The sequence below is a fragment of the Enterovibrio sp. QJM3NY_24 genome, from assembly GCF_057786035.1.
This window is the reverse complement of record NZ_CM173520.1, coordinates 1056396-1082672: the sequence shown is the minus strand read 5'-3', so window position 1 is coordinate 1082672 and position 26277 is coordinate 1056396. Positions and strand designations below refer to the sequence as shown.

At 47.6% G+C, this 26277-nt stretch carries 17 protein-coding genes and 1 pseudogene; 14 read left to right on the top strand and 4 right to left on the bottom strand.

Translation table 11 applies throughout. The features are described from left to right. Nucleotides 1-85: 85 nt before the first annotated feature. Entirely contained in the window at nucleotides 86-3832 is a 3747-nt protein-coding gene (locus AC3CIC_RS21010) for an EAL domain-containing protein (protein WP_488516101.1), read from the bottom strand. A 213-nt stretch (nucleotides 3833-4045) separates the two neighbouring features. Beyond that, complete coding sequence (locus tag AC3CIC_RS21005; protein ID WP_017003054.1) at nucleotides 4046-4408, bottom strand: nucleotide pyrophosphohydrolase; 363 nt, start codon at nucleotides 4406-4408, stop codon at nucleotides 4046-4048. 235 nt (nucleotides 4409-4643) lie between these two features. Between AC3CIC_RS21005 and AC3CIC_RS21000 the strand changes: the two genes are divergently transcribed. From AC3CIC_RS21000 to AC3CIC_RS20975, 6 genes are all read left to right on the top strand, one after another. Next, on the top strand, nucleotides 4644-5222 hold the full coding sequence (locus AC3CIC_RS21000) for a DedA family protein (RefSeq protein WP_488516100.1): 579 nt from the start codon (nucleotides 4644-4646) through the stop codon (nucleotides 5220-5222). A gap of 47 nt (nucleotides 5223-5269) precedes the next feature. Then, entirely contained in the window at nucleotides 5270-6346 is a 1077-nt protein-coding gene (locus AC3CIC_RS20995; RefSeq protein ID WP_488516854.1) for a D-alanine--D-alanine ligase, read from the top strand. Nucleotides 6347-6433: 87 nt separating this feature from the next. Beyond that, the gene (locus tag AC3CIC_RS20990; protein WP_029486404.1) at nucleotides 6434-7009 is read left to right on the top strand and encodes a DinB family protein; all 576 of its coding nucleotides are present in this window, start codon (nucleotides 6434-6436) and stop codon (nucleotides 7007-7009) included. Continuing rightward, a complete protein-coding gene (locus tag AC3CIC_RS20985) occupies nucleotides 7010-7765 on the top strand; it encodes an NRDE family protein (protein ID WP_488516099.1) in 756 nt (251 codons plus the stop codon). It abuts the gene before it with no gap. A 135-nt stretch (nucleotides 7766-7900) separates the two neighbouring features. Beyond that, entirely contained in the window at nucleotides 7901-8329 is a 429-nt protein-coding gene (locus AC3CIC_RS20980) for a YHS domain-containing (seleno)protein (RefSeq protein WP_016959875.1), read from the top strand. 119 nt (nucleotides 8330-8448) lie between these two features. After that, complete coding sequence (locus AC3CIC_RS20975; protein WP_488516098.1) at nucleotides 8449-10194, top strand: bifunctional lysophospholipid acyltransferase family protein/GNAT family N-acetyltransferase; 1746 nt, start codon at nucleotides 8449-8451, stop codon at nucleotides 10192-10194. Nucleotides 10195-10343: 149 nt separating this feature from the next. On the opposite strand, the gene AC3CIC_RS20970 is transcribed toward AC3CIC_RS20975, so the two are convergent. Together AC3CIC_RS20970 and AC3CIC_RS20965 are read right to left on the bottom strand one after the other, a co-directional pair. Beyond that, complete coding sequence (locus tag AC3CIC_RS20970; protein ID WP_371733063.1) at nucleotides 10344-10859, bottom strand: hypothetical protein; 516 nt, start codon at nucleotides 10857-10859, stop codon at nucleotides 10344-10346. 247 nt (nucleotides 10860-11106) lie between these two features. After that, nucleotides 11107-11814: a DUF445 domain-containing protein gene (locus AC3CIC_RS20965; RefSeq protein ID WP_488516097.1), complete on the bottom strand. Its 708-nt coding sequence runs from the start codon at nucleotides 11812-11814 to the stop codon at nucleotides 11107-11109. Nucleotides 11815-11981: 167 nt separating this feature from the next. Here AC3CIC_RS20965 and AC3CIC_RS20960 point away from each other — a divergent pair, with 167 nt between their 5' ends. The 8 genes and pseudogenes from AC3CIC_RS20960 (at nucleotide 11982) to AC3CIC_RS20925 (ending at nucleotide 26232) form a co-directional block, all read left to right on the top strand. Then, nucleotides 11982-12671 (top strand): hypothetical protein, encoded by a 690-nt coding sequence (locus tag AC3CIC_RS20960; protein WP_488516096.1) that lies wholly within the window; start codon nucleotides 11982-11984, stop codon nucleotides 12669-12671. A 361-nt stretch (nucleotides 12672-13032) separates the two neighbouring features. Next, nucleotides 13033-16941, top strand: a complete 3909-nt coding sequence (locus AC3CIC_RS20955; RefSeq protein ID WP_488516095.1) for an ATP-binding protein — start codon at nucleotides 13033-13035, stop codon at nucleotides 16939-16941. A gap of 472 nt (nucleotides 16942-17413) precedes the next feature. Beyond that, nucleotides 17414-18943, top strand: coding sequence for a calcium-binding protein (locus tag AC3CIC_RS20950; protein ID WP_488516094.1), 1530 nt, complete (start codon nucleotides 17414-17416; stop codon nucleotides 18941-18943). A gap of 281 nt (nucleotides 18944-19224) precedes the next feature. After that, nucleotides 19225-20310 (top strand): NAD(P)H-dependent flavin oxidoreductase, encoded by a 1086-nt coding sequence (locus tag AC3CIC_RS20945; protein WP_488516093.1) that lies wholly within the window; start codon nucleotides 19225-19227, stop codon nucleotides 20308-20310. 171 nt (nucleotides 20311-20481) lie between these two features. After that, the gene (gene zwf, locus AC3CIC_RS20940) at nucleotides 20482-21981 is read left to right on the top strand and encodes a glucose-6-phosphate dehydrogenase (protein WP_016959867.1); all 1500 of its coding nucleotides are present in this window, start codon (nucleotides 20482-20484) and stop codon (nucleotides 21979-21981) included. Further along, a complete protein-coding gene (gene pgl / locus AC3CIC_RS20935; protein WP_016959866.1) occupies nucleotides 21978-22724 on the top strand; it encodes a 6-phosphogluconolactonase in 747 nt (248 codons plus the stop codon). Before zwf ends, pgl begins: the two co-directional genes overlap by 4 nt. A gap of 10 nt (nucleotides 22725-22734) precedes the next feature. Beyond that, complete coding sequence (gnd, locus tag AC3CIC_RS20930) at nucleotides 22735-24183, top strand: decarboxylating NADP(+)-dependent phosphogluconate dehydrogenase (RefSeq protein ID WP_488516092.1); 1449 nt, start codon at nucleotides 22735-22737, stop codon at nucleotides 24181-24183. Nucleotides 24184-24665: 482 nt separating this feature from the next. Further along, nucleotides 24666-26232, top strand: a pseudogene (locus tag AC3CIC_RS20925) (IS3 family transposase). Nucleotides 26233-26277: the final 45 nt, after the last annotated feature.

Genomic DNA, 26277 nt, shown 5'->3' with positions numbered 1-26277 from the left:
AACGTTAGCATTGAAGGCGAAAATGAACGAAATGAAAAGGAGGGATCGGCCAGTCTGTGATGCGAGTGTCCGAGAGTTGGGCGAGTTAGCTGGCGGATCTCGGGAATAAGAGGTGGTTGCTTAATCCCGCTTTTGCTGAGGATATGACACGCGATAGTGGGAGAGGCTCGCCGAACACATAACCTTGAGTGTAGTCGAGGCCGGCATCTTGTACTTGCTGATAGTCTTCTTCGTTGTTGACTTTCTGTGCCCCTGTTTTGATGTTGAGAGTGTCACCAATCTGTTTGATGGATTCAACGATACGTTTCTCCACTCGGCTCGATCGCATCAGAGAAATAATGCTGCCATCAATTTTGAGCATGGTGACATTTAGGGTTTTTAAATGGCTGAATGAGGTGAGTTCAGCTCCGAAGTTATCAACGGCTACTGAGCAGCCTAAAGCTCGGAACGTTGAGACGACATCTCTGGCTTTCATTGGGTCTATCAGTAAGGTGTTTTCTTTGATTTCAATACACAGGCTTGAAGCCGGTAGCGCACTCTGTTTGATGAGTGTTGTGCAATGTTCAACAAAGGCGCTGTTGTAGAAAGCTTCAGATGAAAGGTTAACAGCGACAGAAAGATTCGCGTCATGTAATGCCTGTGCTTGTTTTTCCAGCACTTCACTAAACACCCAGCGTTCAATTTTTATCAGGCGTCCTGTTTGCTCCGCCGCTTTAAAAAACGTATTCGGGAGCAGCAGCTGTCCATCTTCTGTGATCATTCTGATCAAAAGCTCATGCCATGTCGCAAGGCCGTTTCGTCGGGGAACAATCGGCATGCAAAGTAACGTGAATGAACCATGCTCAATTGCTGTGTCGATTTGTTGCAGCAGATTATCTCTACTGAGTTGCATGTTTTGCTTTGGCGTTGATTCATCGAAGAGAGACACATGGGGAGCCTCACCATCAACAGCCAATGCCAAGGCGACTTGAGCATGATAAAGCAATTGAAAAGGGGGAATCTCTAATGTGTTGGCTGCGGTAAGACCAATGGCACTTTCTATTGAAAACGCTTTGGCATCGTGGGTGTATTTGAGGTGATCCAGTTTAGTGGTGATTTCTTTGGCGATTTCGAACGCATGAGACGGCGCGCAGTGTTGGAGTAAAATGGCAAACCTGTCATCACTGATCCGCGCTAGATATCCTGCTTTGTGCACGCTGGCTTTAAGAATAAGCGCAGCAGATTTGAGCACTTGATCACGTGCTGGGCGTCCGAGTAAATCCGTCAGTGCCCCTAACCCTTGAAGTTGAACAACAGCGAGGGTGTGTTCCCCAGCGTTATGTTGCTGCGTGTCGATATGATGCTGAAGTATATGGTCGAAATCGCGACGATTGGGCAGACCTGTCAATCTATCCAATCGCAAATCGTTGTCTGATTTATCCATCCAGCTCGCTTTCGCCGTATGTTGCAGCGTGAGAATCCATCCTTCAAGTCCGCCTTCTTCAGAGAATACGGGTTTGGCAGACAGCGCGACTTGAACGTCAAGGCCTCGCGTGGTTTTCAACCAAAATACACTATCTAGCATGAAATCGTTGCTAGGTGTATTAACTAACATGCGCTCAAGCGAAAGTAGCGCTTCACCATCAAACAGTGAAAAACAAGCATCAATGCGGCTTCCAACGCTGTCTGCGCTGCAATGGGTAATATCACGGGCACTTTGGTTTATTACTTGAATATTGAGGTTTGTATCTAGCACGATAATGCCTTCACTCGAAGCATGGATAGCCGATGCTAGCTGTGTTTTTGCATTCTCTTGCAGGTTGCTTGCTGCTGAAGCATGTGGTGTCACGGTGCACACGCCAACTAAGTGCGGATGGTTATCATCGAGAGTGATTTTTGCCATGAGTGAATGATGCGGGTTTTCTTTACCGTCAAGCACTCGGCGTACATGGGTGTGATAGTGAGCGCCGTTAATCGCCAATGCAAACATGGCATCAAACTGACGGCGATCGTGAGGGTGGAGTATGTTGCGCCAGATGCGTTTGTCAATGAACTCCCCCGATTTCATTCCAAACAGAGCGTACATTTCAGGGTTCCAATACAACACATCGTTTATGGGGCTGTACTCCCACACGCCAAACTGGGCAGCTTTGAGTGCTAATGCTGGGCGATCAATCAGTTCGATGTCTTTCGAGGTCTCGCGTTCATGACTGATATCTGTGATCGTGCCAATGACTTTCTTGGTTGAGTCTTGATCTAACTGCTCAATAGGCTGACTGCAATCACGTATCCAGCGATAGCTTTGTTCATCGTCAATCACGCGGTATTCCATGGCGACTGGATCAATGCCAATTCTGGATACAGAGTGTTGGTACTCTCTGAGATCATCTGGATGTATACGTGCCATCCATTCATACAGACGTTTGACGGTATACGCTTTGATGCCAATGGCTTGATAAGCATTGTCTGACAGATGTATGTACTTGGTGTGGCATTCCATTTCATAAACCGCGATGCGATTTATGCCCAGTGCAAACTCAAATTTCTGAGACCACATGTTTCGCTCTGCATCAATGCGACGCTCTTTATCAATATTTTGTATTTGGTAGACAAAATGAATCACATTGTCTGTCCATTGATCTCTGACGGCGGAAACACCGATTTGGACCCATATCACCTGTTTATTCTTGGTGAGAAAGCGTAACGCGAGTTGGAAGCTATCCGTCTCTCCTGCCGCTAGCTTTTGGCATTGCTCGTTCACATCGTGTTTGTCTGAATGAAACACAAGCTGATTGAAATTCTTGCGTTGAAGGTCTTCGTCGCTCAGCCCTACAAGGGCTAAAAAACTGCGGTTGGCATTAATCATGCGACCTTCAGGCGATACCATGACCATTCCGATCACGGATGCATGCATGGCACCGGAAAATAGGGCGGCTTTCTCAGCACTCATTTTCTGTATTTGTCGCAACTTGGCGGATTTCACTGCCAACAAGATACCGATCAACATTGCGCCAGCGATGGGGGGCAATAAGCCCGCAGGATTAGCGGCAGCATCCGAAAATGCGAGGTTGGTTGACGGAGAAACCATTAAAATATCGAGAACCATGGATACGAGAAATGCAGTAATAAACGCAGAGAGTCGATCCAATACGGCACAGGCGAAAGTCAGTGCAAAGGCTATGGCAATGAAAGGGTATGACACATGCGAGAGGAGATAGCCCGACAGAGCCGTGATACCTAATATCAAACAGACTGTTTTCATATTAGAAAATGACGATGGCAGTTCGATAGGTCGCTTGAGCAAGATATAGGTCACGGGTGTCATCGCCAAAATGCCAATCACATCACCGAAATACCAAGCCAGGGCGACGTCGTTAAAGGGGATTGAAAGCGCTTTATGTAATGTATAGCCACCCGCGATAGCGCCAAGCAAAGGACTGAGTAAAACCGTTAGACCAATAAAAATGGAAAAGCTCTGCATTGATAAGAAGGGGGAAGCGTTTCGACTGGCATAAACGAGAGCCACGCAGCCAGCAGTGATTGTCGCGGTGTTGGACAAAGCGAGTTGTATGCTCTGAAGTGGACCATCGCCAAACAGCATATTAGCCAGCAATATGGCAATAAATGCAGTACCAGTCAGCGCGGCACGTTGAGAGTTCGGTGCGAGTGATATCAGCGCGATGGCTAAACCATTTGCGTACCAAGTGAAGGCTGCACTGCCAGGTTGTCTGAGTAGATAGATGGCTACCAGCGATAAAGATAGGCAGCCAATAAACACCAGCATGGCGCGCACAAGCAAGGCATCATTAGGAAACAAGTCTTTTGATTGTACCTGCTCGTCAGAGAGTGCCATCTACTCATCCATTGTTTAGTCGCGAAAAATTGATTAATGATTAAAAATTAATTACCTATCCTGACTGCTTACCGGATGGAGGAGATCAATGTGCTCGGTATCCGCTTAAAGGGGGATACCGAGCGTACGTGTCCGTTATCAAAAGTTTAGCCCATGTCTTATTTATGGGATCTTAATTTAGGCGCTTTCACCTGACGAAAAGGAGCGGAGAATCTATAGCTCGTTGTATTTAACGGCGCGACCATAACATTTTTCGACGGGATATTTTTCGTTGTTAAGCACGAGTTTCTTATCACAGGCCTCTTCAAGATCAATATTGCACTTCTCTGCAATGCGCAGCAAATACAGCTGAATATCTGCCAGTTCATGAGCCAAGGCTTCTTTCTTTTCTTGCGGAAAATCAGCCGCTTGTTCTGGGGTTAACCACTGAAATAATTCAGCCAGCTCACCGACTTCGCCGCTTAGGGCCATCACGAGGTTTTTCGGGTTGTGGAATTGCTCCCAGTCACGTGCTTTGGCGAAACTCGCCAGTTCACTTTGTAAGCGTACAAAAGGAGATATCGCGGTGTTTTTCATGCTGCCACTGCCTGTTAACGGGGTTTGAACGCCAGTTTGTCACGTTAATCATGTGGTGAAAATAGCTTGATCGCGATGGTCAATCAGAAAATTCTCAATGTCTCGCCATGGAACAAATTTGAAGCAAAGCGTGTCCTATTTTTGTGAATTTAAAGACTTTCTTAATAATCTGAAAGCGAAACGTCGTTGAACCTGTCTATTCTCTAAGAGTTTAATAGCCACATGAGCGCGCCTTTTGAATGACGTGACAACAACCCTTTTACAGTATTCGCCGCTAACGCTTTTTTTTGCGGTAATTTTGCTGTCCTATCTCCTTGAAGATCTCGCCATCATTACGGCAAGTGTCGCCGCTTCTCAGGGCGTAATGTCTGTGCCTATGGCACTGCTCGCTATCTTTATCGGTATCGCCACGGGCGATGCTGGCTTGTATGCGCTTGGATATTGGGCTCGAAAATGGCGTCGTTTACGTGGTTTTTTGCTGACGAAACCGAGTGTAAGGGTGATTCGAAAAAAACTGCGCGCACACGCAATCGGCAATCTTTTTCTCATTCGATTTGTTCCGGGTTTACGTTTCGTCGGCTTCTGCCTGAGTGGTTTTTTCCGTGTTGGGCTACGTGATTTTTTAATGGCTGTGGTGTTTGCAACAACACTATGGACTGCCGTGGTGTTCACCTTGGTTTACCAACTCGGTGAAATCGAATGGATTAACAGCAATGTCAGTTGGGCGCTTATTCCTGTCGTGCTGATTTTGCTTATTGTTATTAACCGTTTTGCAGGCAACAAGCTTAAGGAGAAAGCGGTTTGCACAGATTAAAATTGGTGGAAGAAAAAACAGCACCTGCCTTACCCGTTAATCATGGGATGCCACCATTGAACATGGAAGGTAACCCATTTTCCGCTTTTGAGTTTTGGCCCGGTTGGGTGTTTTATACCCCAGTTGCCGTGCAGTGGATTTGGCATGGCATTAAATATCGCAGCGCAAGTCTCCCCCTTATCGCTAACCCTGGTATTGAACTCAGTGGCATGGTGGGCGAATCCAAAGACGCCATATTGTCGCTGGCGGGAGAAAAAGCCAAACCATGGATTTTGCCTTATGTGATGTGGGAAAAGTCCACCGTCCCACTAGAAACACAAGCGCATCAGGCACTCACCACTTTGCATCAAGCAGGGCTAGGTTTCCCTGTGGTGGCGAAGCCGGATTTAGGTTGTCGTGGTGCGGGTGTACGTTTGGTTGAAAACAAAGCCGAATTGGAAGAATACCTCCGCCTTTTCCCTGATGGCGCGCGGCTCATGCTGCAAAAAAAAGCGCCGTATAACGCTGAAGCGGGCGTTTTCTATGTGCGTTACCCCGGTGAAAAACGCGGTCGAATTTTCTCTCTTACGCTGAAATACAATCCCTTCGTGATTGGTGATGGGAAGCGATCGTTAGCGCAGTTGATCGATGATGACCCTCGTGCCGGAAAATTACGGCATCTTTATCGTGCCCGTCATGAAGACAAGCTCGATTTGGTATTAGCCACGGGCGAGACCTTTAGGTTAGCGTTTGCAGGCAGTCATTGCCGAGGTGCCATCTTTAGGAATGGCAGCGAATACATTACTGACGCATTAGTTGCTCGATTAGATGAAATTTTTGATGATTTCCCCGGTTATCACTATGGGCGCATTGATCTCAAATTCCGCGACATGGAAAGCTTGATGCGAGGTGACGATTTCGCGCTTATCGAAGTCAATGGAGCGAGCAGTGAAGCCGCCCATATTTGGGACAGAGGTGCGACGCTGAAAGATGCGTTTTCAACCTTGCTAGAACAGTACCGTATCTTGTTTGAAATTGGCGATTTACAGCGTAAATCGGGTCACAAGGTGCCGACGTTGGTTGAGCTTTATAAAGCATGGCGGCGTGAAAAAGCGTTGGTGCAACATTATCCATCGACAGATTGAAGCTTGAGTCACTGATTGAACTTGAGTTGATGAACAAGCTTAGGTCGAACAACAAAGAATAAGAGTGTGAAAAATGAAGGGGAAAGCATGTTAGCAAAGGATGCTGTAAGTAATCGCAATCCAAGCGCAATTATAGATGCGTTAGCTGAAGTGCCAGCTGAAGTTATCGGCGGAATGGATGTCGCGGCACAAGCTCTGGAGTTGTTGCATCAGTTGTCTGATGAGCAATATAACCATGTGGCAACGCCATACCTGCAAAGTGCCATTGGGCAACATATGCGCCATATTCTCGATGTTTTTCACGCGATCACAGCGTGGCCGAATTCTGATTTTGTGGATTACGATATTCGCCGCCGAGCTCATCCTGTCGAGAGAGAAAAAAGCATTGCCATTGAAGAGTGGATATCGCTCTATCATTGGCTGGAAACGATACGCGAAGCGAACCTTTCAACGGGCATGAACGTTAGCGGAGAAGTCAGTTTGAAACACCATGTCGCGTCCGTCACGCAATCCACCCTTGGTCGTGAATTGTCTTTTGTTGCCAGCCATGCGGTGCATCACTTTGCGTTGATCCGTGTGAGTTTGTGTGCGCAGGATATATCAACCGCCGAGACCTTTGGTATGGCACCTGCGACCGCGACTTTTTATCGAGGAGGCGACTAAATGTGCACGGTAAGTTGGTTGCTGCATGAGTCGGGCTACGACGTTTTTTTCAATCGCGATGAACAAAAAGGGCGTGCTATCGCCTTCTCACCTCAATTATTTGCGCACCGTAGTACGGCTTTTATGATGCCTGTCGATCCTGATGGTGGCGGCACATGGATGGCGACTAATCAGCATGGCTTGTCGCTCTGCTTATTGAATTACTACCAAGGTGACATTCCTGAATTACCGCTCATAAGCCGAGGATTATTGGTGAAAATGCTCGCACCATCGGCCATGGTGTCAGATGTGGTAGCGACGTTAAACACACTCCATTTAGGATCGTATGCGCCGTTTACCTTGCTGGTTTTCGCACCTGATTTGTCGTCACGACAAGGTCATGTGATCGCTTTTCAATGGGACGACCACGTACTAACCCAAAGGCCAAGTATTGAGCCCATGATCTCCTCTTCTGTTGCGTTTACTGAAGTCATGCAGGCGCGAAGACAGGCACATACTGTGATTCTAACGGCGCCGCGCAGCGTTGAAAAAGCGTGGGAATTTCACCGCAGTCATGTACCAGAGGCAGGTTATAAATCGGTGTGTATGCACCGTGAAGACGCCAATACTGTGAGTTTTACCCACCTTAAGGTGACCCCTGAGCAGGTGGAAATGGTCTACGTGGATGGCCCTCCCTGCCAAAACGGTGAGGCGGTAACGACAGCGCTTGTGAGAAAGAACCAGCCACTTAAGCTGGTGGCGAGTGATCAAGGTTAAAGTCGCAGATAGACGTGAATATCGATTCAAACAAGTGATTAAAAACCTCGCAGAAAAGCGAAAAATCGTGAAAGGAAAAGTGCACTGCTCGGTCATATCTCTCAGCAACGAATTATTAAAAAATGGAGTGATGAAATGTCTCGAATTTTACTATTGATCTCACTGTTCTTTTCCGCGGCTACGTTCGCGGCTGAAGACGTTTACACGGGTTTTTTCAGTAACAAAGCGGTGAGTGGATACGACACGGTTTCTTATTTTGAAGGCGGCCCTGTGCAAGGGAAGTCTGATTTTAAAACAGAGTACCAAGGCGCGGAATGGCTGTTTTCAAGCCAAGCCAATCTCGACAAATTTTTGGCCAATCCCGAACAGTACGCCCCTCAATATGGCGGCTATTGCGCATGGGCCATTGCAGAAAAAGATGACCTTGCTCCTGGCGACCCAGCTTACTGGAAAATCGTCGATGGAAAGCTTTACCTGAACTACGACAAATCGATTCAGGGCAAATGGGAAAAAGATGTTCCCGGCTTCATTTCTCAGGGCGATTTGAACTGGGTGAAACGTTAGAAAAAACGAGAGGCGCCTTATTATAGATAAGGGGCTAAAGACGGCATCACGGTGCTATTTTGCATTCACGAGTTGCAACTTACCGTGTTGCACGTACTTGGCTTCATCAGGGAGAGAGAATGAATACCAGCCCCTTTCTATTGCCAAGAAAAACGCCGTTTGGCGTGGTTGAAAAAACAGTGGAGTCCTTAACTGGGCTCCGCACTTTAGACAAATACTATCGCCTTCGCCCAGAAGGGATAGATACCGATCATTTCCTGACCTATACCCTTGATGTGTTGGGCATTGATTATCAAGTTGTGTCACAAGAAGTTGATCATATTCCCCGTTCAGGAAGCTCTGTCGTTGTCGCCAACCATCCGTTAGGCGGTGTGGAAGGGGTTATCCTTGCCAAAGTGCTGCGTGAAGTGCGGCCTGATGTGAAAGTGCTCGCCAATTACTACCTTAAACGAATTCCTGAACTGAGCGATCTCTTTATCGGCGTAGATGTGTTTGAAGGCGAAAGTGCTCGTCGTGCCAATATGCGCGCGTTGCGAGAAGCGCATCAGCACGTTGGTGACGGTGGATTGTTACTGGTGTTTCCCGCCGGAGAGGTGTCGACCTTCGACGAAAATGGCTTGTTAAATGACAAAGCATGGAGCCGCTCTGTGGCGGCCATTGTGAGAAAGCACAAAGCCTCTGTCGTACCAGTGTTTATCGGTGGGCGTAACAGCCGCAAGTTTTATCGTGCAGGAACGATTCACCCACTGCTTCGCACTGTGTTGCTCGGGCGAGAATTGCTCAACAAACGTGGAAAACCTATCCCTCTGACCATCGGTGAACCGATCAAATGGAAAGAGTGTCGGGCGTTTGAAAACGATGATGCACTGGTTAATTATTTGCGTTTGAACACCTATCTGCTGAATCAAGAAAAAGCCGTCAGTGCTTTGGCTAGCAGTGATGGCGAACCTATCATTGATTCGGTCGGGACAGATGTCATCGAAGCTGAAATCAAAACCCTACCAGACGATGCCAAGTTACTGTCGTCGAGCGAGTTTGATGTGTATTGCACAACCAGCGAGCACATCCCCTGCATTCTTAAAGAAATTGGTCGCATGCGTGAAATCAACTTCCGAGCAGTGGGCGAAGGGACAGGGCTTTCGTGCGATCTGGATGACTACGATAACTATTATCTGCACTTGTTTATTTGGGACAGAGAAGCACAACAAATGGTGGGTGCTTATCGTTTAGGGCAGGTCCAGGACATTGTGAAAACACACGGAATTGAAGGGCTCTATTCGCGCAGTCTGTTTCAATATGATGAGCGGTTTGTCGACAGCATGAACGTATCGCTGGAAATGGGACGCTCGGTGATCGATGTAAAATATCAGCGTAGCTTGTCGGCATTGTTATTACTTTGGAAAGGCATTGCGGAATATGTCAGCCGACATTCGCATATCACCACTCTGTTTGGCCCTGTGAGCATCAGCAATGATTATCCCCTGACAGCAAGACGTCTATTGGCAGAAAGCTTGAGCGTTCATCATTACGACGACAACATGGCACAGTTGGTGAAACCTACCACGCCACTAGAAACCTCAGAGCCTGTGCCATGGCACACCTCAATGCTATCTGCGTTGGGTGACATGCAAGTGTTATCGAGAGTAATAAGCAGAATGAGCAGCGGTTTGGGTGTGCCTGTGTTACTGCGCCAGTACCTTGGTTTGAACGGGAAGTTGGTGTGTTTCAATGTCGATCCGGCGTTTAACAACGCGTTAGATGGGTTGATTGTGGTCGACTTGCGCAACGTACAAGCGAAGACATTGGGACGATATATGGGTAAAGAGCAAGCAGAGGCTTACCTCGAAAGCCATCAAGCGCTGTAGCCAAACCTTTCTAGCCTATGGCTTAAGGTTTAAGTACGCGCTCTAGTTCTTGGTCTCGCTCTTGATATAAACACCCAATAAAAAACAGCGCCGATAGGGCGCTGTTTTGGTTTTCTTTGTTTGGCTTTGGGTCTAAAGGCTGAATCGGCTTAGAAATTTAAGCGAGCGCCAATAGAAATGCTGCTGGTTTCCGCATTGCCACGGTCACGATAACCCAATTCAATTGCCATGCCTGGACCAATCGCGGGTGCAAGGCTCAGACCTATTGCACCAATCAAACCATAGCCGTCTTCGACTTCGGTGCCATAGGTGTTTTCGTAATAGTTACCACCGCCGCGCACATAGACATCACCCAACACAATCGGCAGGTTAACCTGCAGTGCCAGTGGAACAGAGATAGACGTGAAATCCTGATCAACGCCATCAATATCGGGGATTTCAGCCGTCGTTTCACCATAGCCTGAGTAAATACTGGTCATACTGGTGAGTTTTAGGTTGCCCGTGACGGCCCAAAAGTAGCCTGTCGCACTGCGCCCTTTATATTTAACATCCGCAACACCGGCATCGGCACCTACCGAAAGTGGCAATATCAGTGCAGAAGCAGAAGACGCAAACATGGCGCCAACAAGCGCTGTAGCTAATGTGAAAATCCGTGTTTTGGCCATAAATTCACCTCATGTGAAAGACGGTTAAAGTGTGTCAGTTATGCGACGCGCAATATGTATTTATTCTAGGAGTGAATCGGACCAACTGCGGGGAACTTGAGGGTAATTTTGTAATTAGAACAGAGATTTGTGAGCTATCCCAAAGCATGGCGAGACCTTGTGAAACAAAAACGGCACCCGAAGGTGCCATAAGCATCATATGTCCGCGTTTTATGCCAGCGAACTGGGATCACCGCTCGCTTAGTTGTTAAGCCGTGACGAGTGCAGAGACGACACCAATCAAACCACCAAACACGCCACCCCAAACAACCAGCCAGCCAAGGTGCTCGCGGATCATCGTTTGAACAATGTCTTTCACCATGTCAGGGGTTAGCTCATCAAGACGTTGCTCGATAACGGTTTCAATGTTGGTGGTGATATCGCCTAACATCTCTGGTTGTTCAATCTGGCCTTTGAGTGCTTCACGGAAATTTTCTTGCTGCGTAATGTCGATCACGGACTGACGCATTTTCGCCACGAACGGTTCACGCAACGGGGTCAGCGCTTCTGCACCGCCCATCATCATTAACATGCCACCGAATTGGCTGTTATTGATCACGTCAACTAAGCCGTCAAACGTCGGATTGAAATCAATTTTCTCAATGACAGGGTCAAGGTTCAGGTTGGCGCCGCCTGACATTTCTTTGTTAAGGAAGCGATCAATGTTCTCTTTAGTAAAGAACTGATCCATCATCAAAGATTTGATCCCCAACTTAAAGGCTTCAAAACGCGCTTGAATAACCCCGGAGCCATAAAGCCCTGGCACTTTCTCAAATAGCATGTGCACAGCCAGCAAATTGGTGAGTGAGCCAGACAACGCAAATAAACCGCCATAAAGGGCAATGGGTTGGTCAAGGTAATAGCCTGCCGCGAAAATGGCAGCAGCGATGATGTTAGTCAGAAAACTCTTGTTCATGGTTTGCCTTGCGAAATCAATTTGATTGGGCGAATTCTAAAGGATGGTGCCGTGAGTAACAATATCGCGATTTTTTTAGATTCACCCCTCAGACCGGATGTAGCACGCTTTTCAAATCAATAGTGCGCCACCTACACTTTTTAAGTTCTCTTAAACGCGGAGTAGGAATGATGCGACGACATTGGCTGTGTGTGGTACTGGTTCTCGCATTGAGTGCCTGTAGCAGTGGCAGTCGTCCTTTTGCGTTTAAAAATCTTGCTAAATCCGACATGGATTTGATCACGGATATTCATATTGTGGAGATCCGCGATTTAATTCAAACCCTCACCATCAAACTCTACAAACGTAACCCAAGAGAGCTCACCAAAGTGCCCGGCGCAACGGTGAACGCCCGCCTTGCTTCGTTTATGACCGTTAAACGCCCAATAAACGGCTATGAAGAACTTGGCAACATCGACGGGGTAGATGCCTTGTATCTTGCGTTTGCGGAGGAATTCGAAGGGGATCGTGTCTTCGCGCTGATGGTCGGTATCACGGGCATGATCAGCAGCAGTTACAACAACCAACTGGAGTTCTATTTGCTGGACGATATTGATCAGCAAAAGCTCTACAACAGCGCCCGCAACCTAGAAACTGTCGCATGGTTGCTGAACACTCGCACAGACAGTAACGGCAATCTCATGCTATTGAGCAATGGTCTCACCGAAGAGGGCGTGCCCAATTACAGTTATGAGCGCGTGTTAGGTCAAATGATGGTTATCCAAGACATGATGGCGAAAATGGTGGCCGACAGCACCAACCGTCACATCAATCAGGTGGTGCACGGGTTTGCATCGATGACTTTCTTCCCGATTTAAATCCCCCTTTCTCGCGGCTCTTTCACAAGACTCACCATGCGAGCTTCCCGTTTTTTAATCTATTCATCAGTAAATGAAGGCCAATTCGCTTGACCACATCGGGCAGGATTTTGAGCCAATCACGCATTGTTGATGTGTGCCTCTTCCTAAAGATGAAAGCGAAGCTATATCGGTTTTTACGCCGAGAGAGCACCACTAAACAGCGACAGTTATGTCGCAATTATAATATATGCAACTAATCTTACTCAATATGTGTTGTTAACAAGACAAGTTGCGTGACGCTGATTGAGCAGAATGATGATGTGGCTTATCAGTGGTTCATTTGACGTACGACATTCTGCCCAAGAAAAGAGTCAGTAAAATGAAGCTTTCGATCAAACTCTCCGCCTTTTTCTTATTCCTAGCATTGCTCATGGTTGTTATGGTCGCGACGGTGTCTTTGAAAGGAAAAGACATTGCGCAATCCACCGTATTGACGAGTATTGAGCGCGAAGCGGCGCTGCTGATCAAACTCATAGATAGGGAGCTTCTTGCGCGTTATAACGATACAAAAACCTTCCCTCTTTCGCTTGGTAGTCTTGATGAGCAGCGCTTGAAAGGCTTGGGGGAAACGGCCGCTCTTGCTAAAACGCTGAACGGTTATGTTCGACATGACAACATGTATCGTCGAATGGTTGTCTTCGATCTTGAAGGCAACGTTGTTGCGGCAAACAGTCAAAATACGTTTGGTAAGCCACTCGCCGATCTGTCTATATCCCCTGCAGCAATACGAGAACGTGATTGGTTTCAACGCGCAATTCAGGGTGAATCCCTTAATCCAGAGATGCCTAATGGCACATTTGTTGTTGGACCAGAGCGAAATCTTCTGGAAAACGACAGTAATCACTACGACATGATCTTCTCAACCGTGTTGCGTGATATGTCAGGTAACCCTCTGGGGCTTTGGGTCAATGTGGTTGATTTTGAAGCGATTGAGCGAATCATTGAAGAAACCTATGTACTGTTGTCGTCTGAAGGTTACAACGGTGTAGAGCTGACTCTGTTAGATAGCCAAGGCTACGTTATTGTCGACATGGATCCTGTGGGGCAAAAAGCAGCCAACTATCAGCGAGATTTCACCACGATCGGACAGTTAAACCTCAAAGAGCGTGGCGTAGAAGCGGCGAAACTCGCCGTGTCTGGGTTTAGCGGCGCTAACATTTCTATGCACTCTCGGAAACACATTCAGCAAGTCACGGGTTATGCACATTCCAATGGCGCGTACGGTTATCCAGGATTGTCTTGGTCAGCATTTATTCGTGTGGGAGTAGATGAAGCATTTGCTGCGTCTGATACCTTAGTTCGCAACGCCATACTTTTCGCATTGATGTTTGTTACTTTCGGTCTGGCGCTCGCATTTTACCTTTCTCGGCGCATTGTTGTGCCAATGAACCCTTCAACTGGCGCTGTTAATCTGATTGGTCAGAACCAAGCTCATGTACCTGTCTCCAAGATGTCTAGCCTAAATGAACCGGAGCCAATGGTCGCATCATTGGTCGATATTCATGCTGAAGGCGAGCGTGACATCATATACAGAGCGGCCTTTAGTCAGGCGGCCGTTGGTATTGCAAGGGTCTCACTGGATGGTCGTTTTTTGGAAGTGAACGATAAAATGTGCGCGCTCATGGGATATAACAAAGAGCGAATACTAAATAAGAGCCTTTATGAGATTACTCATCCAGACTGTCGACAAATCACTAAAGCGTTAATTGATGAGTTGATTACCGACAAAACGAAGTCGTTTACCTTGGAAAAACAATACATTCGAAGTAACGGTGAGGAGTTTTGCTCCACGACATCCGTTTCTTTAGTGTGTGATGACCAAGGGGAGCCAAAGTACCTCATTGAAGTTGTTGAAGACATCTCAGAGCGAAAGGAAGCAGAGAAGGAGCTTCTCAGTGCGAAAGAAACCAGAGACGAATTACTTCGTGGGATGAAACTGGCCTCAAATGCCGGTGGGATTTGTAACTGGTCTATGGATATTCACACGAGTGAATTGAAATGGGACGAAGGTATGTTCAACCTCTATGGTTTTTCCAAAGCGAATGCTTTGACGTATGAAGACTGGCGAAAAACGATACACCCCGATGACGTTGACTATGCCGAAAATGAAGTGCGTCGCTCGCTTGATGCGAATACTGCGTTTAATGCCGAGTTTCGTATTGTTCATGGTTTTACGAAAGAGGTGAGATGGATAAAGGCGGCGGGCGATGTCTACCATAATCCCAATAGTGAGCAGTATACGTTATTTGGCATTAATCTCGATATCACCGATGAGCGCACGTTGCAGAAAAAGCTGGAGCAGGAATCAAAAACAGCATTGAAAGCGAGCGAAGCCAAGTCTCGGTTTCTTGCCACCATGAGCCATGAAATCCGCACACCAATGAACGGTGTTGTGGGCATGATTGATTTACTCAGAGAGAGTGAACTGACCAAAGATCAGCAACGGATGGTGACCACAATTCGAGATTCATCTTTTTCATTGCTTGAGATTATCAACGACATTCTCGACTTCTCGAAAATTGAGTCGGGGCAAATGGAGTTGGAGTACCGAGATACGGATCTGCTGGGTCTGATCGAAAGAACACTTGATGTTTTTTGGGTAACGGCGCAAGAAAACAACGTGGTACTGAGGATTCACTACGATTTTCGGTTACCTAAGCAAATAAAAATGGATTCGGTGCGCATTCGACAGGTATTGCTCAACTTAGTGGGTAATGCCATTAAGTTCTCTTACAGACCCGATAAAAAGGCGTTTGTTACTGTGAGCACGGAATATCTTCAAGACAACCGCTCTCTCCGTATTTCTATCTCCGACACTGGCGTCGGGATGACAGAGGCGCAGGTCGATAAGCTATTTATGCCGTTCACACAAGCCGATAGCTCTACCACGCGAAAATATGGCGGCACGGGACTGGGTCTTAGTATTTCCAAATCCTTTGTTGAACTGATGAAAGGTAATATTTGTGTCACCAGTGAGCCTGAAATAGGCAGTGACTTTACGGTGACGTTGCCGTTGTATCACAGTACATCAGATGAAACCTTGCTTAATAATTATGACTTTCACGACTACCATTTCGTTGTGATGATCGAAGACGAAGAAATTTATCGCACCTGCGAACAAATTATTTTGCAATGTCAGCCTAAGATGATCACACGTGAAATGCCTACCTCTATTGATGATTGTCGAACCATTGTCATTACGATTAATGAGCCTTTCCATATCAACGATCAGAAATTAAAAAACATTGTGTTAGATACGGAAGTCTCCGAACTCGCAGGTTATGTTGCTCCACAGCTCTATTATCTGGGCATTCGACCGTTCAACCCAAGCGAGTTGATCACGGCATTATTTGTGCTCTGTGGCTTTGAAAAACCGGATTTCACTAATGTAGATTATTCATTATTCAACACCACAGCTGAGGACGTTGATGATGATGGTATTGAGAAAGACAGCATTGTTGTTCTATGCGTTGAGGATCAGCCTACCAATCGAATGGTGCTGGAGCGCCAGCTTACTAATCTTGGCTATCACTATGAAATGACAAAAAACGGTGTGGAAGCCCTGATGAAATGGAAATCGGGTCGCTATCCCGTTGTATTAACGGATTGCCACATGCCTGAAATGGATGGTTTTGCACTCACCGCTGAAATTCGTCGATTAGAAGCCGAACAACAGCGTGATAAAACCATCATTATTGCGATAACAGCCAATGCATTGGCGGGCGAATCGGAAAACTGCATTCAAGCGGGAATGGATGACTATATTTCCAAACCTGTTGAGCTCGTCAAACTGAAATCAACACTGGCCAGAAATGTCATAAAAATGCCGGTTAATGCGGTATCGACATTGCCAGTCAAACTGCCTGGCACATCGATTGCGCTGAACACTGAGCTTTTCGACTTCGATCACTTAGAGAGCATGATCGGCACCTGTGACAAAAAAATGATGAATGCAGTGTTGACCATTTTTTGGGAATCACTGATCTCTGACATGGCCTTACTGGAAAAAGCCATTTCAGACAATGATATCGAACAGATTGGTGTGCTTACCCATGGCTTAAAAGGATCCTCCGCATCAAGCGGTGCTCTGTCATTGAGTGCGCTCTTTGACGTGATGGGAACGAATAAATCAGATATTAGCAAGGTAAAGCAGGTACTTGCCGAGGTGAAAACCATGATGGGGGGTATTAAAGAGGTACTTACCAAAGAAAGCGATATCAATGTGTGACCTTACCTTAACCTTAGGCTTTTTTCGCTGGCGTGAATGACTATGTCTAACGGAAAGGCCGCCCTGTTTATGGGCGTAATGAGTACCAAAAAAGCATGACAGGACGGTTCCATTATTTTCTAGACGCCTGTCATTGTCCGAAAATTTGTCAGGTTCGATTCGTGCGATTTTTACACATAAGCATTGAGCTAGAATCGACGGTCTTTGAATGCTGTTCGCAGTTTTTTCTCTAACGACACCCATCACGTAAAAAAGATCACATCGTTAATCGAAAATCCACACTAATTGTGTATGAATATCATCCTCCCCAATTTCAATGTAAAAGGCATTTTTGTTTTACTGCCTTAAAAATCCGTTCAAACAAAGATGACTTAATTGGCTTTGCTGAAGTATTTCGTTCTGTACTCGTGCGCGAGAAAGCGATTTCTTCTCATGCACCTCTCTATCAACACCAATTAAGGAAGAGATACCGATGGCAAATATCATTAATGGAACCAATGGCGATGATGTTCTTCGCGGCACACCCGGCGCTGACGAGATTTATGGCTTGGACGGCAATGACTTTATTCAGGCCGATGGCGATACCGATTATGTTGACGGTGGACGTGGTAATGACACCGTAATTGGCGGCGACAACGACGATGTTGTACGTGGTGGCGAAGGGAATGATTCTGTACGTGGTGGCTTTGGTAACGACGAGTTGTTCGGTGATGATGGTGATGACATCGTTGAGGGTGGTTTGGGAGTAGACCTTCTCTATGGCGGCAACGGCAACGATTCTTTGCAAGGTGATGAAGGTAACGACACACTTTACGGTGATGCGGGCAACGATCGCCTAAGAGGCGGCGTGGGTGACGACAAACTGTTTGGTGGCGTAGGAAACGATATCCTGTTTGGTGGTGACGGTAACGATACATTAAATGGCGATGACGGTGTCGACGTGCTTTGGGGTGACGCTGGAAACGACACCATGAACGGCGGTGCGGGTAACGATACCATACGCGGTGGTGACGGTGCTGATGTGATGCACGGCAACGAAGACAATGACGTGATCTTCGGTGAAAACGGTAACGACGCGATATACGGCGATACGGGTAACGACCAACTGTTCGGCCAAGCGGGTGACGATAAACTTTACGGCGGAACAGGCGACGACATCATTAACGGCAATGATGGTAAAGATACCCTGTATGGCCAAGCCGGGAACGACTTTCTTTACGGAAAAGACGGCAACGATAACCTTCAAGGTGGCGATGGCCACGACGAGTTATTCGGCGGCCTTGACGATGATCTGTTGAACGGCGGCAACGGTGACGACATGCTTAATGGTGGTTATGGCGAAGACGAACTGCACGGTGGTGAAGGTAATGACACCCTGTTTGGGCGCGGTGACGATGACACCGTGTTCGGCGGCGCGGGTGATGATTACGTCAGCGGTGGCCTTGGCGATGATCAAGTGAATGGCGGCTCAGGTGATGACACTATTCTTGGCGAAGAAGGTAACGATTACTTGATAGGACTTGAAGGTAACGACACCATCTATGGTGGCCTTGGTAATGATTACATTGACGGCCATACCGAAGACGATGTGCTGTACGGTTGGTCTGGTGAAGATACGCTTCGTGGCGGATTGGGTAATGACAAATTGTTTGGTGAAGCGGACAACGACAAGTTGTACGGTCATGATGGCTTAGATCGCCTAAACGGCGGTGGCGGCGATGACTACCTTGATGGTGGTATGGGTCGAGATATTCTCACTGGTGGGGCAGGTTCGGATGTGTTTTTCTTCAACAACAGCAGTGAAAACGACATCATTCTGGATTTCAACGGCAAGTACGACACCATTGCGCTTCAAAAAACACTCGCAACCAAAATGGGCGACATCAACATCCGTCAGTCTGGTGAAGATGTGGTCATGACGTTTGATAATGCGCAAACCAAGATCGTACTCGATAAGTTCAATGCATCCGATCTGGATAACAGCATGTTTGATTTCGTTTAGACCTCAGTTTTCGTTTAGACTTAAGTTTTCGCGAAAATATCCCAAAGCGGAGGTACGCCTCCGTTTTCTCGTTGAACGATCCCCAATGCTAATCTCCTCGCCTAAACAGACTTAAATCTACCAACCAATGGTCAATATCAGACCTTTGTTCGCGCACTCTGCGCGTTTTGTGATTAGAGTGATAAACCCAAGCATCTTGAGGTCACTTGCGTATATCTCGCATGTCTATTGCTTGCGCTGTTAGCCCAACCGATAACGAATACGTCAGAAAAGGAACGCTGATGCATAACGGAGAGATCACCAATAGGGGTAGCGATAACTTCGACAGCAACATCAAGGCACTGCTCGGTACCGAACTTCCCATTATTCAAGCGCCAATGGCAGGCGTGCAAGACAGCACGCTGGCCATCGCAGTGAGTGAAGCAGGTGGGTTAGGGTCTTTGCCTTGTGGCATGTTGAGTATCGATCAAATCGTGAGTGAGATAGAAGCGATTCAAGCCGCGACGACCAAACCCTACAATCTCAACTTCTTCTGTCATCACATGCCGCAATTCGACCAAAGCCAACACGCAAAATGGAGAACTGTGCTGACGCCGTACTTTGAAGAGTTTGATGTGAATGCAGCAAACCTGCCCAACAGCGCAACCAGAATGCCGTTTAACCACGATATTGCTGATGCCATAGAACCTTTTTGCCCCCCATTTATCAGTTTTCATTTTGGTCTTCCCGATCAACAACTTTTGGCGCGGGTAAAAAGCTGGGGCGCAAAAGTGGTGTCTTCTGCGACCACGGTTGAAGAAGCTATATGGTTAGAAGCCAATGGGGCTGACGGTATTATTGCGCAAGGCATAGAGGCGGGCGGTCATCGAGGCATGTTCCTGACGGATGACCTTACCACCCAAAAGGGAGCCGCTGCGCTGATCTCGCAAATCGCCCAACGTGTCAATGTGCCTGTGATTGGCGCGGGTGGTATTGGTGACAGTAACGACGTGCAAGGCGCTTTGTCACTAGGTGCCGATGCTGTGCTAGTTGGAACCGCGTATTTATTGTGCGTGGAAGCTAAGACCTCACCATTGCACCGTGCTGCTATTCAGAGCGGCCAATCACCGCATACCGCGCTGACGAACATATTTTCAGGCAGACCCGCTCGTGGCATCGTCAATCGCGCCATGAAAGAGCTGGGTTGTATCCATCCACTCGTCCCGACGTTTCCGTTCGCCTCGGTTGAGGCGACCCCTCTTCGAAGCCAAGCTGAATTGCAAGGCCGTGATGATTTCACGCCACTTTGGTGTGGACAAAATACATCAGGTTGCAAAGCAATTTCAGCGGGTGAATTGACGAAAGCGCTATATACTCAAGCATCTTGAAGGCTGCTTGGGTATATAGTTGCGCCTGAATCTCTGCTATTGAGGTTGTTCGGGTCTATCTATCAATTTGATAGACAGAAACGACTGTTACTTTTCAGCTTATTGTTTATAGTTCTATCACTAAAAAATGAATGACTTGCTCTGAGGGCTTCAGGCAAGTGGGATTGCATTATGGTCAAACCAGAAAATAATTGTATCGTCATCTTTGGCGCGTCGGGTGATTTGACCCATCGCAAATTAATTCCTGCCTTCTATCATCTTTTTGCTAATGGATTACTGTCAGAAAAATTCGCCATTCTAGGGGTCAGTCGTACCCACTACTCTGATGCCGAATTTCAAGAAAAACTCAAAATCTCGCTAACAGCGAATGAGAAAGTTGATCAGCAAATGCTGACAGAGTTTCTTGAGCGTGTTCATTACCAGCCGATTGATACGTCAGATGTCGACGATTACGGCAAGTTGAAAGCGCGCTTGGATGATATCGAGCAAGTGTACGAAACCGGTGGCAACACCACCTTCTATTTGGCGACACCGCCAAGTTTGTACAGCGTTATCCCAACGAGCCTTGCTGCTCATGGCCTGAACACAGAAGACAACGGCTGGAAACGCCTGATCGTTGAAAAGCCATTCGGCTATGATCTTGCGACCGCTGAACAGCTCGATAAAACCCTTCACAATGCTTTCCAAGAACATCAGATTTACCGCATTGACCACTACCTTGGTAAAGAAACGGTTCAAAACCTGCTGGTTTTCCGTTTCGCTAACGGTATGTTCGAACCCCTTTGGAACCGCAACTTCATCGATTATGTTGAAATTACTGCGGCTGAGTTCCTGGGTGTAGAAGAACGTGGCGGCTATTATGACGGTGCGGGCGCCGTGCGCGACATGTTCCAAAACCACCTGCTGCAAGTATTGGCAATGGTGGGTATGGAGCCGCCTGCGGTCATAAACGCAGATTCAATGCGTAACGAAGTAGTGAAAGTGCTGAACAGCCTTCAGCCACTGACCGAAGAAAAGTTGAAGAATAACCTGGTACTGGGACAATACACTGAGTCTGATGTGCGTGGTGCTCACCTCAAAGGCTATCGCCAAGAGAATGGTGTAGCAGATGACTCCCGCACGGAAACGTATGTCGGATTGAAGATGTTTATCGATAACTGGCGTTGGAACGGCGTGCCGTTTTACGTTCGTACCGGTAAACGCTTGCCAACGCGAGTGACGGAAGTGGTCATTCACTTCCAAAAAACGCCGCACCCAGTGTTTGGCGCGAATGCCCCAGAGAACAAGCTGATTATTCGTATTCAACCTGATGAAGGCATTCAAATGAGCTTTGGTTTGAAAGAACCGGGCGCAGGCTTTAAAGCCAAGGAAGTCTCGATGGACTTCCACTACGACACCCTTGAAGAAACCCAAATGCTCACGGCATACGAACGTTTGCTGCTCGACTCAATGAAAGGCGATGCCACATTGTTTGCGCGAACCGATGCAGTGAAAGCGTGTTGGGAATTCGTTCAACCGATTTTGGAATACAAGGAAAACCCTGAGCACCTATACGGCTACGCCGCAGGGACGTGGGGGCCAAAAGAAGCTGATGAACTACTGAACGACGAAGATCGTTCATGGCGCTTCCCTTGTAAGAACTTAGCAGATACGGATTATTGTGAACTATGAGTAACATGAACTATCGCGTATTCGATGATTCTCAGCAGGTGGTTGAAGCCCTTGCTCAGAGCTTGTTGGAATACAGCGAAATGGGACGTCCTATACACATTTCACTGTCTGGTGGCAGCACGCCATCACAGCTTTTCAGTTACTTGGCAAACGCGGATTACGCCACGCGTATTCAGTGGCAGAACCTGCATTTCTGGTGGGGCGACGAACGTTGCGTGGCACCAGATAATGAGCAAAGCAATTACGGACAAGCAAAGGCACTGTTGTTTGACCACATCCAGATCCCTGCTGAGAACATTCACCGTATCCGTGGTGAAGATTTCGTGGCAGGCGAAGTGATTCGTTTTACGGAAGAGATGTATGACACGATTCCAGATAGCGAAGGTCAACTAGACCAAGGTAAGACACCAGCATTTGACTGGATTTTGCTTGGCATGGGCACAGACGGCCACACCGCTTCCCTGTTCCCAGGTAAAACAGATTACGAAACCACAGAAATTGCGACCATTGCTTCACACCCTGAGAGCCATCAGTTCCGTGTGTCCAAAACTGCGCATCTGTTGAAAAACGCAAAACGCATTACCTACTTGGTATTGGGCGCTAGCAAAGCGTCGGTATTGAAAGAAATCGCTGACAACGCGCCAGCAGCCGAGGCTTACCCTGCTGCAAAAGTTCGCTGTGAAAAACAAGCGGATACAACCGAGTGGTATTTAGATTCAGAAGCAGCCCAAGAGCTGGCCTAAGGAGAAATAAATGAAAGCTGATATTGGTGTAATCGGACTGGCCGTGATGGGTCAAAACCTGATCCTGAACATGAACGACAACGGCTTCAAAGTCGTTGCTTTTAACCGTACTGTCGCCAAAGTGGACGAGTTCCTTGAAGGCCCAGCGAAAGGCACCAACATTGTGGGTGCTACCTCGCTAGAAGACATGGTGAGCAAACTAGAATCACCACGTAAAGTGATGTTGATGGTTCGTGCTGGCGATGTTGTTGATCAATTCATCAACGCACTTGTGCCGCTGCTAGACGAAGGCGACATCATCATTGATGGTGGTAACACCAACTACCCAGATACCAACCGCCGTGTGGCAGAGCTACGCGAAAAAGGCATTCGTTTTGTCGGTACCGGTGTTTCTGGCGGCGAAGAAGGTGCACGCTTTGGACCGTCAATCATGCCGGGCGGCAGCCCAGAAGCATGGCCGTTCGTGAAACCTATCTTCCAAGCAATCGCAGCGAAAACTGACGACGGCGAAGCATGTTGTGATTGGGTTGGCCGTGAAGGTGCAGGTCATTTCGTGAAAATGGTTCACAACGGTATCGAATACGGCGACATGCAGCTAATCAGCGAAGCCTACCACTTCATGAAAGAAGGTTTGGGTATGTCGCATGATGAAATGCAAGCGACCTTTGCCGAGTGGAACAACACCGAGCTAAACAGCTACCTGATCGAAATCTCTGCTGACATTTTGGGTTACCGCGACGAAGACGGCGAACCACTGGTTGAGAAAATCATGGATGCGGCTGGCCAAAAAGGCACGGGCAAATGGACAGGTATCAATGCGTTAGATTTGGGTATTCCATTGACGCTTATCACCGAGTCAGTGTTCGCGCGCGTGCTGTCTTCAATGAAAGACCAACGCGTTGAAGCGGCTGCGTTGTTCGACAACCCAATCCAACCGGTTGAAGGCGATAAGTCAGAGTGGCTAGAAGCCCTACGCCAAGCGTTGCTTGCATCTAAAATCATCTCTTACGCGCAAGGCTTCATGCTGATCCGCGAAGCGTCTGAAGCGAACAACTGGGAACTGAACTACGGCAACGTGGCGCTCATGTGGCGTGGCGGTTGTATCATCCGTAGCGCATTCCTTGGCAACATCCGTGATGCGTTTGAAGCAAACCCAGAACTGCCGTTCCTAGGCACAGATGCGTACTTCAAAGACATCCTGCAAGGCAGCCTGCCAGCATGGCGTAAAGTGGTGGCTAAGTCGTTCGAAAGCGGCCTACCAATGCCATGTATGTCTTCTGCACTGACGTTCCTGAACGGTTACACCACGGCTCGCCTTCCAGCGAACATGATTCAGGCACAACGTGACTACTTTGGCGCGCACACTTACGAGCGCACGGACAAAGCACGTGGCGAGTTCTTCCACACGAACTGGACTGGCACAGGCGGCAACATCTCGTCTACCACCTACGACGTGTAAGCACCGCGTGCAAATCGCCTTTTAAGCAAGGCGAAAATTGCAAAGGGCAGGATGAGAATCCTGCCCTTTTTCGTATGCGCCGTTTACAGGTTTTAATTGAACAAAAATCACACAATCACTTGCAATCCATAAGCCATTGAAGCCATCGATTTCGTGAGAGTTATGCACAGAAATTGGGGATAAGGTTGGGGGTAGCGTCACCTAGATTCAGCCCTCGGTTTAACACTACATACCATCAGAAAGACTGTCTAAACTTCGCATAGTCAAAACATTGCTTTTTTAGATCGAGGAGCATTTTGCACACCTTCATTCGCACATTCTCTAAACATCTGATTTTATTATTTATATGGTGAAATTTTCAGTTGTGATTGTTCCGATCGAGTGTATATTCTTCCATAGTACTTACACCCCCGGTGTCAGGATAGTTGTCCAGATCTTAGAACGCCCAAAAATCCAGCAATGGAGGGCTAACGAAGGACACTATGCCGAGATATTCCGAAGAAAGAAAAGCTGCCATCTTGAAGAAGCTACTGCCACCGCATAACAAAACCATTCCAGAAGTTGCTGCGGAGGATCACATCAGCGAAGCAACGTTATACAATTGGCGTAATAAACTCCGCTCCGAAGGTAAACCTGTGCCAGGTAATCAAAAAAATTCTGAACATTGGTCAGCTGAAGCCAAGTTCGCCACCGTCATCGAAACCGCCAGTTTGTCAGAAACTGAGCTTAGCCAGTATTGTCGCCAGAAAGGTTTGTACCCTGAACAAGTTAAAGCGTGGAAACTCGCTTGTATCAGCGGTGCGGGTCAAGCAGAGCAATCTAAGAAAGCAGAGCAGACAGAGCGTAGAGCGGATAAAAAGCGTATCCGAAAATTGGAAGCAGAGCTGCATCGTAAAGACAAAGCCCTGGCAGAAACGGCGGCGCTATTGGTGCTGTCAAAAAAGCTCAAGGCCTTGTACGGGAGCGACAGCGAGGAGGACTGACTCCTCTCGATATGCGCGAGACATTGCTGGCGCTTTTTGATGAAGCGGTTGCTAATGGCGCGCCTCAGTACAAGGCTGCAGACCTCATGCAAGTTCCACAGCGAACGTTGCGCCGCTGGCGTACGTCACAGGGTCATGTGTTGCCCGATCTTCGTCCTCTGGCTATCAGACCAGAGCCGAAAAACAAGCTGTCAGAGCAAGAGCGCCAACATATTCTGAATGTCTGCAATGAGGCTGACTATGCCAATTTACCGCCCAGTCAAATCGTGCCGAAACTGGCCGATCAGGGAGAATATATGGCCAGTGAGTCAAGCATATATCGTGTGCTGAAAGCTAACGACCAACTGCACCATCGAGGACGGGCGAAACCGCCACAGCCTACGACGGAGCCCGCTTCTCATGTGGCGACAAAGCCCAATGAGATCTGGACTTGGGATATCAGTTATCTGCCCGCGAAGGTTCGAGGTCTGTACTGGTATCTTTATATGGTCATTGATATCTACAGTCGCAAAATTGTGGGTTGGGAAGTCCATGACTGCGAATGCGGGACGCTTGCTTCTCAGCTGATTGAGCGAGCCACCTTCAGTGAACGCTGCTTCGTGAAGCCTCATTATTTACATTCTGACAACGGGTCCCCATGAGGTCACTCACCTTGCGTGCAAAGCTTGATGAAATGGGCATCCGAACATCCTTCAATCGTCCGGGCGTTAGTAATGACAATGCCTATTCAGAGTCATTGTTCCGTACAGCCAAGTACCGGCCTAACTATCCGGAGCATGGCTTCAAAACGCTGGCAGAGGCACGTGAATGGATGCTGAATTTTGTAAACTGGTACAACAACGAGCATCACCACAGTGCGATTAAGTTCGTCACTCCAGCAGAAAGACACAGAAACTTAGATACAACAGTGCTGGCGAAGCGGCATGCCGTGTATCAGCAGGCAAAAGCCAAGCATCCTGAACGTTGGTCAAGGGAGACTCGCGACTGGTCACCCGTTGGTTCGGTAATACTCAACCCCAAAAGCGCAGACAATAACGAACATGGCGGTCAAAAAAGAGCCGCTTAATGAGAAAATCTGGTCAACTACCTTGAAATCTACCGTACAAGTCGC

Bases quoted from the DNA above. Each gene is read 5' to 3' on its own strand.
- AC3CIC_RS21010 (WP_488516101.1), bottom strand. From the start codon at position 3,832: ATGGCACTCTCTGACGAGCAGGTACAATCAAAAGACTTGTTTCCTAAT.
- AC3CIC_RS21005 (WP_017003054.1), bottom strand. From the start codon at position 4,408: ATGAAAAACACCGCGATATCTCCTTTTGTACGCTTACAAAGTGAACTG.
- AC3CIC_RS20995 (WP_488516854.1), top strand. From the start codon at position 5,270: ATGCCACCATTGAACATGGAAGGTAACCCATTTTCCGCTTTTGAGTTT.
- AC3CIC_RS20990 (WP_029486404.1), top strand. From the start codon at position 6,434: ATGTTAGCAAAGGATGCTGTAAGTAATCGCAATCCAAGCGCAATTATA.
- AC3CIC_RS20985 (WP_488516099.1), top strand. From the start codon at position 7,010: ATGTGCACGGTAAGTTGGTTGCTGCATGAGTCGGGCTACGACGTTTTT.
- AC3CIC_RS20980 (WP_016959875.1), top strand. From the start codon at position 7,901: ATGTCTCGAATTTTACTATTGATCTCACTGTTCTTTTCCGCGGCTACG.
- AC3CIC_RS20975 (WP_488516098.1), top strand. From the start codon at position 8,449: ATGAATACCAGCCCCTTTCTATTGCCAAGAAAAACGCCGTTTGGCGTG.
- AC3CIC_RS20970 (WP_371733063.1), bottom strand. From the start codon at position 10,859: ATGGCCAAAACACGGATTTTCACATTAGCTACAGCGCTTGTTGGCGCC.
- AC3CIC_RS20965 (WP_488516097.1), bottom strand. From the start codon at position 11,814: ATGAACAAGAGTTTTCTGACTAACATCATCGCTGCTGCCATTTTCGCG.
- AC3CIC_RS20960 (WP_488516096.1), top strand. From the start codon at position 11,982: ATGATGCGACGACATTGGCTGTGTGTGGTACTGGTTCTCGCATTGAGT.
- AC3CIC_RS20955 (WP_488516095.1), top strand. From the start codon at position 13,033: ATGAAGCTTTCGATCAAACTCTCCGCCTTTTTCTTATTCCTAGCATTG.
- AC3CIC_RS20950 (WP_488516094.1), top strand. From the start codon at position 17,414: ATGGCAAATATCATTAATGGAACCAATGGCGATGATGTTCTTCGCGGC.
- AC3CIC_RS20945 (WP_488516093.1), top strand. From the start codon at position 19,225: ATGCATAACGGAGAGATCACCAATAGGGGTAGCGATAACTTCGACAGC.
- zwf (WP_016959867.1), top strand. From the start codon at position 20,482: ATGGTCAAACCAGAAAATAATTGTATCGTCATCTTTGGCGCGTCGGGT.
- pgl (WP_016959866.1), top strand. From the start codon at position 21,978: ATGAGTAACATGAACTATCGCGTATTCGATGATTCTCAGCAGGTGGTT.
- gnd (WP_488516092.1), top strand. From the start codon at position 22,735: ATGAAAGCTGATATTGGTGTAATCGGACTGGCCGTGATGGGTCAAAAC.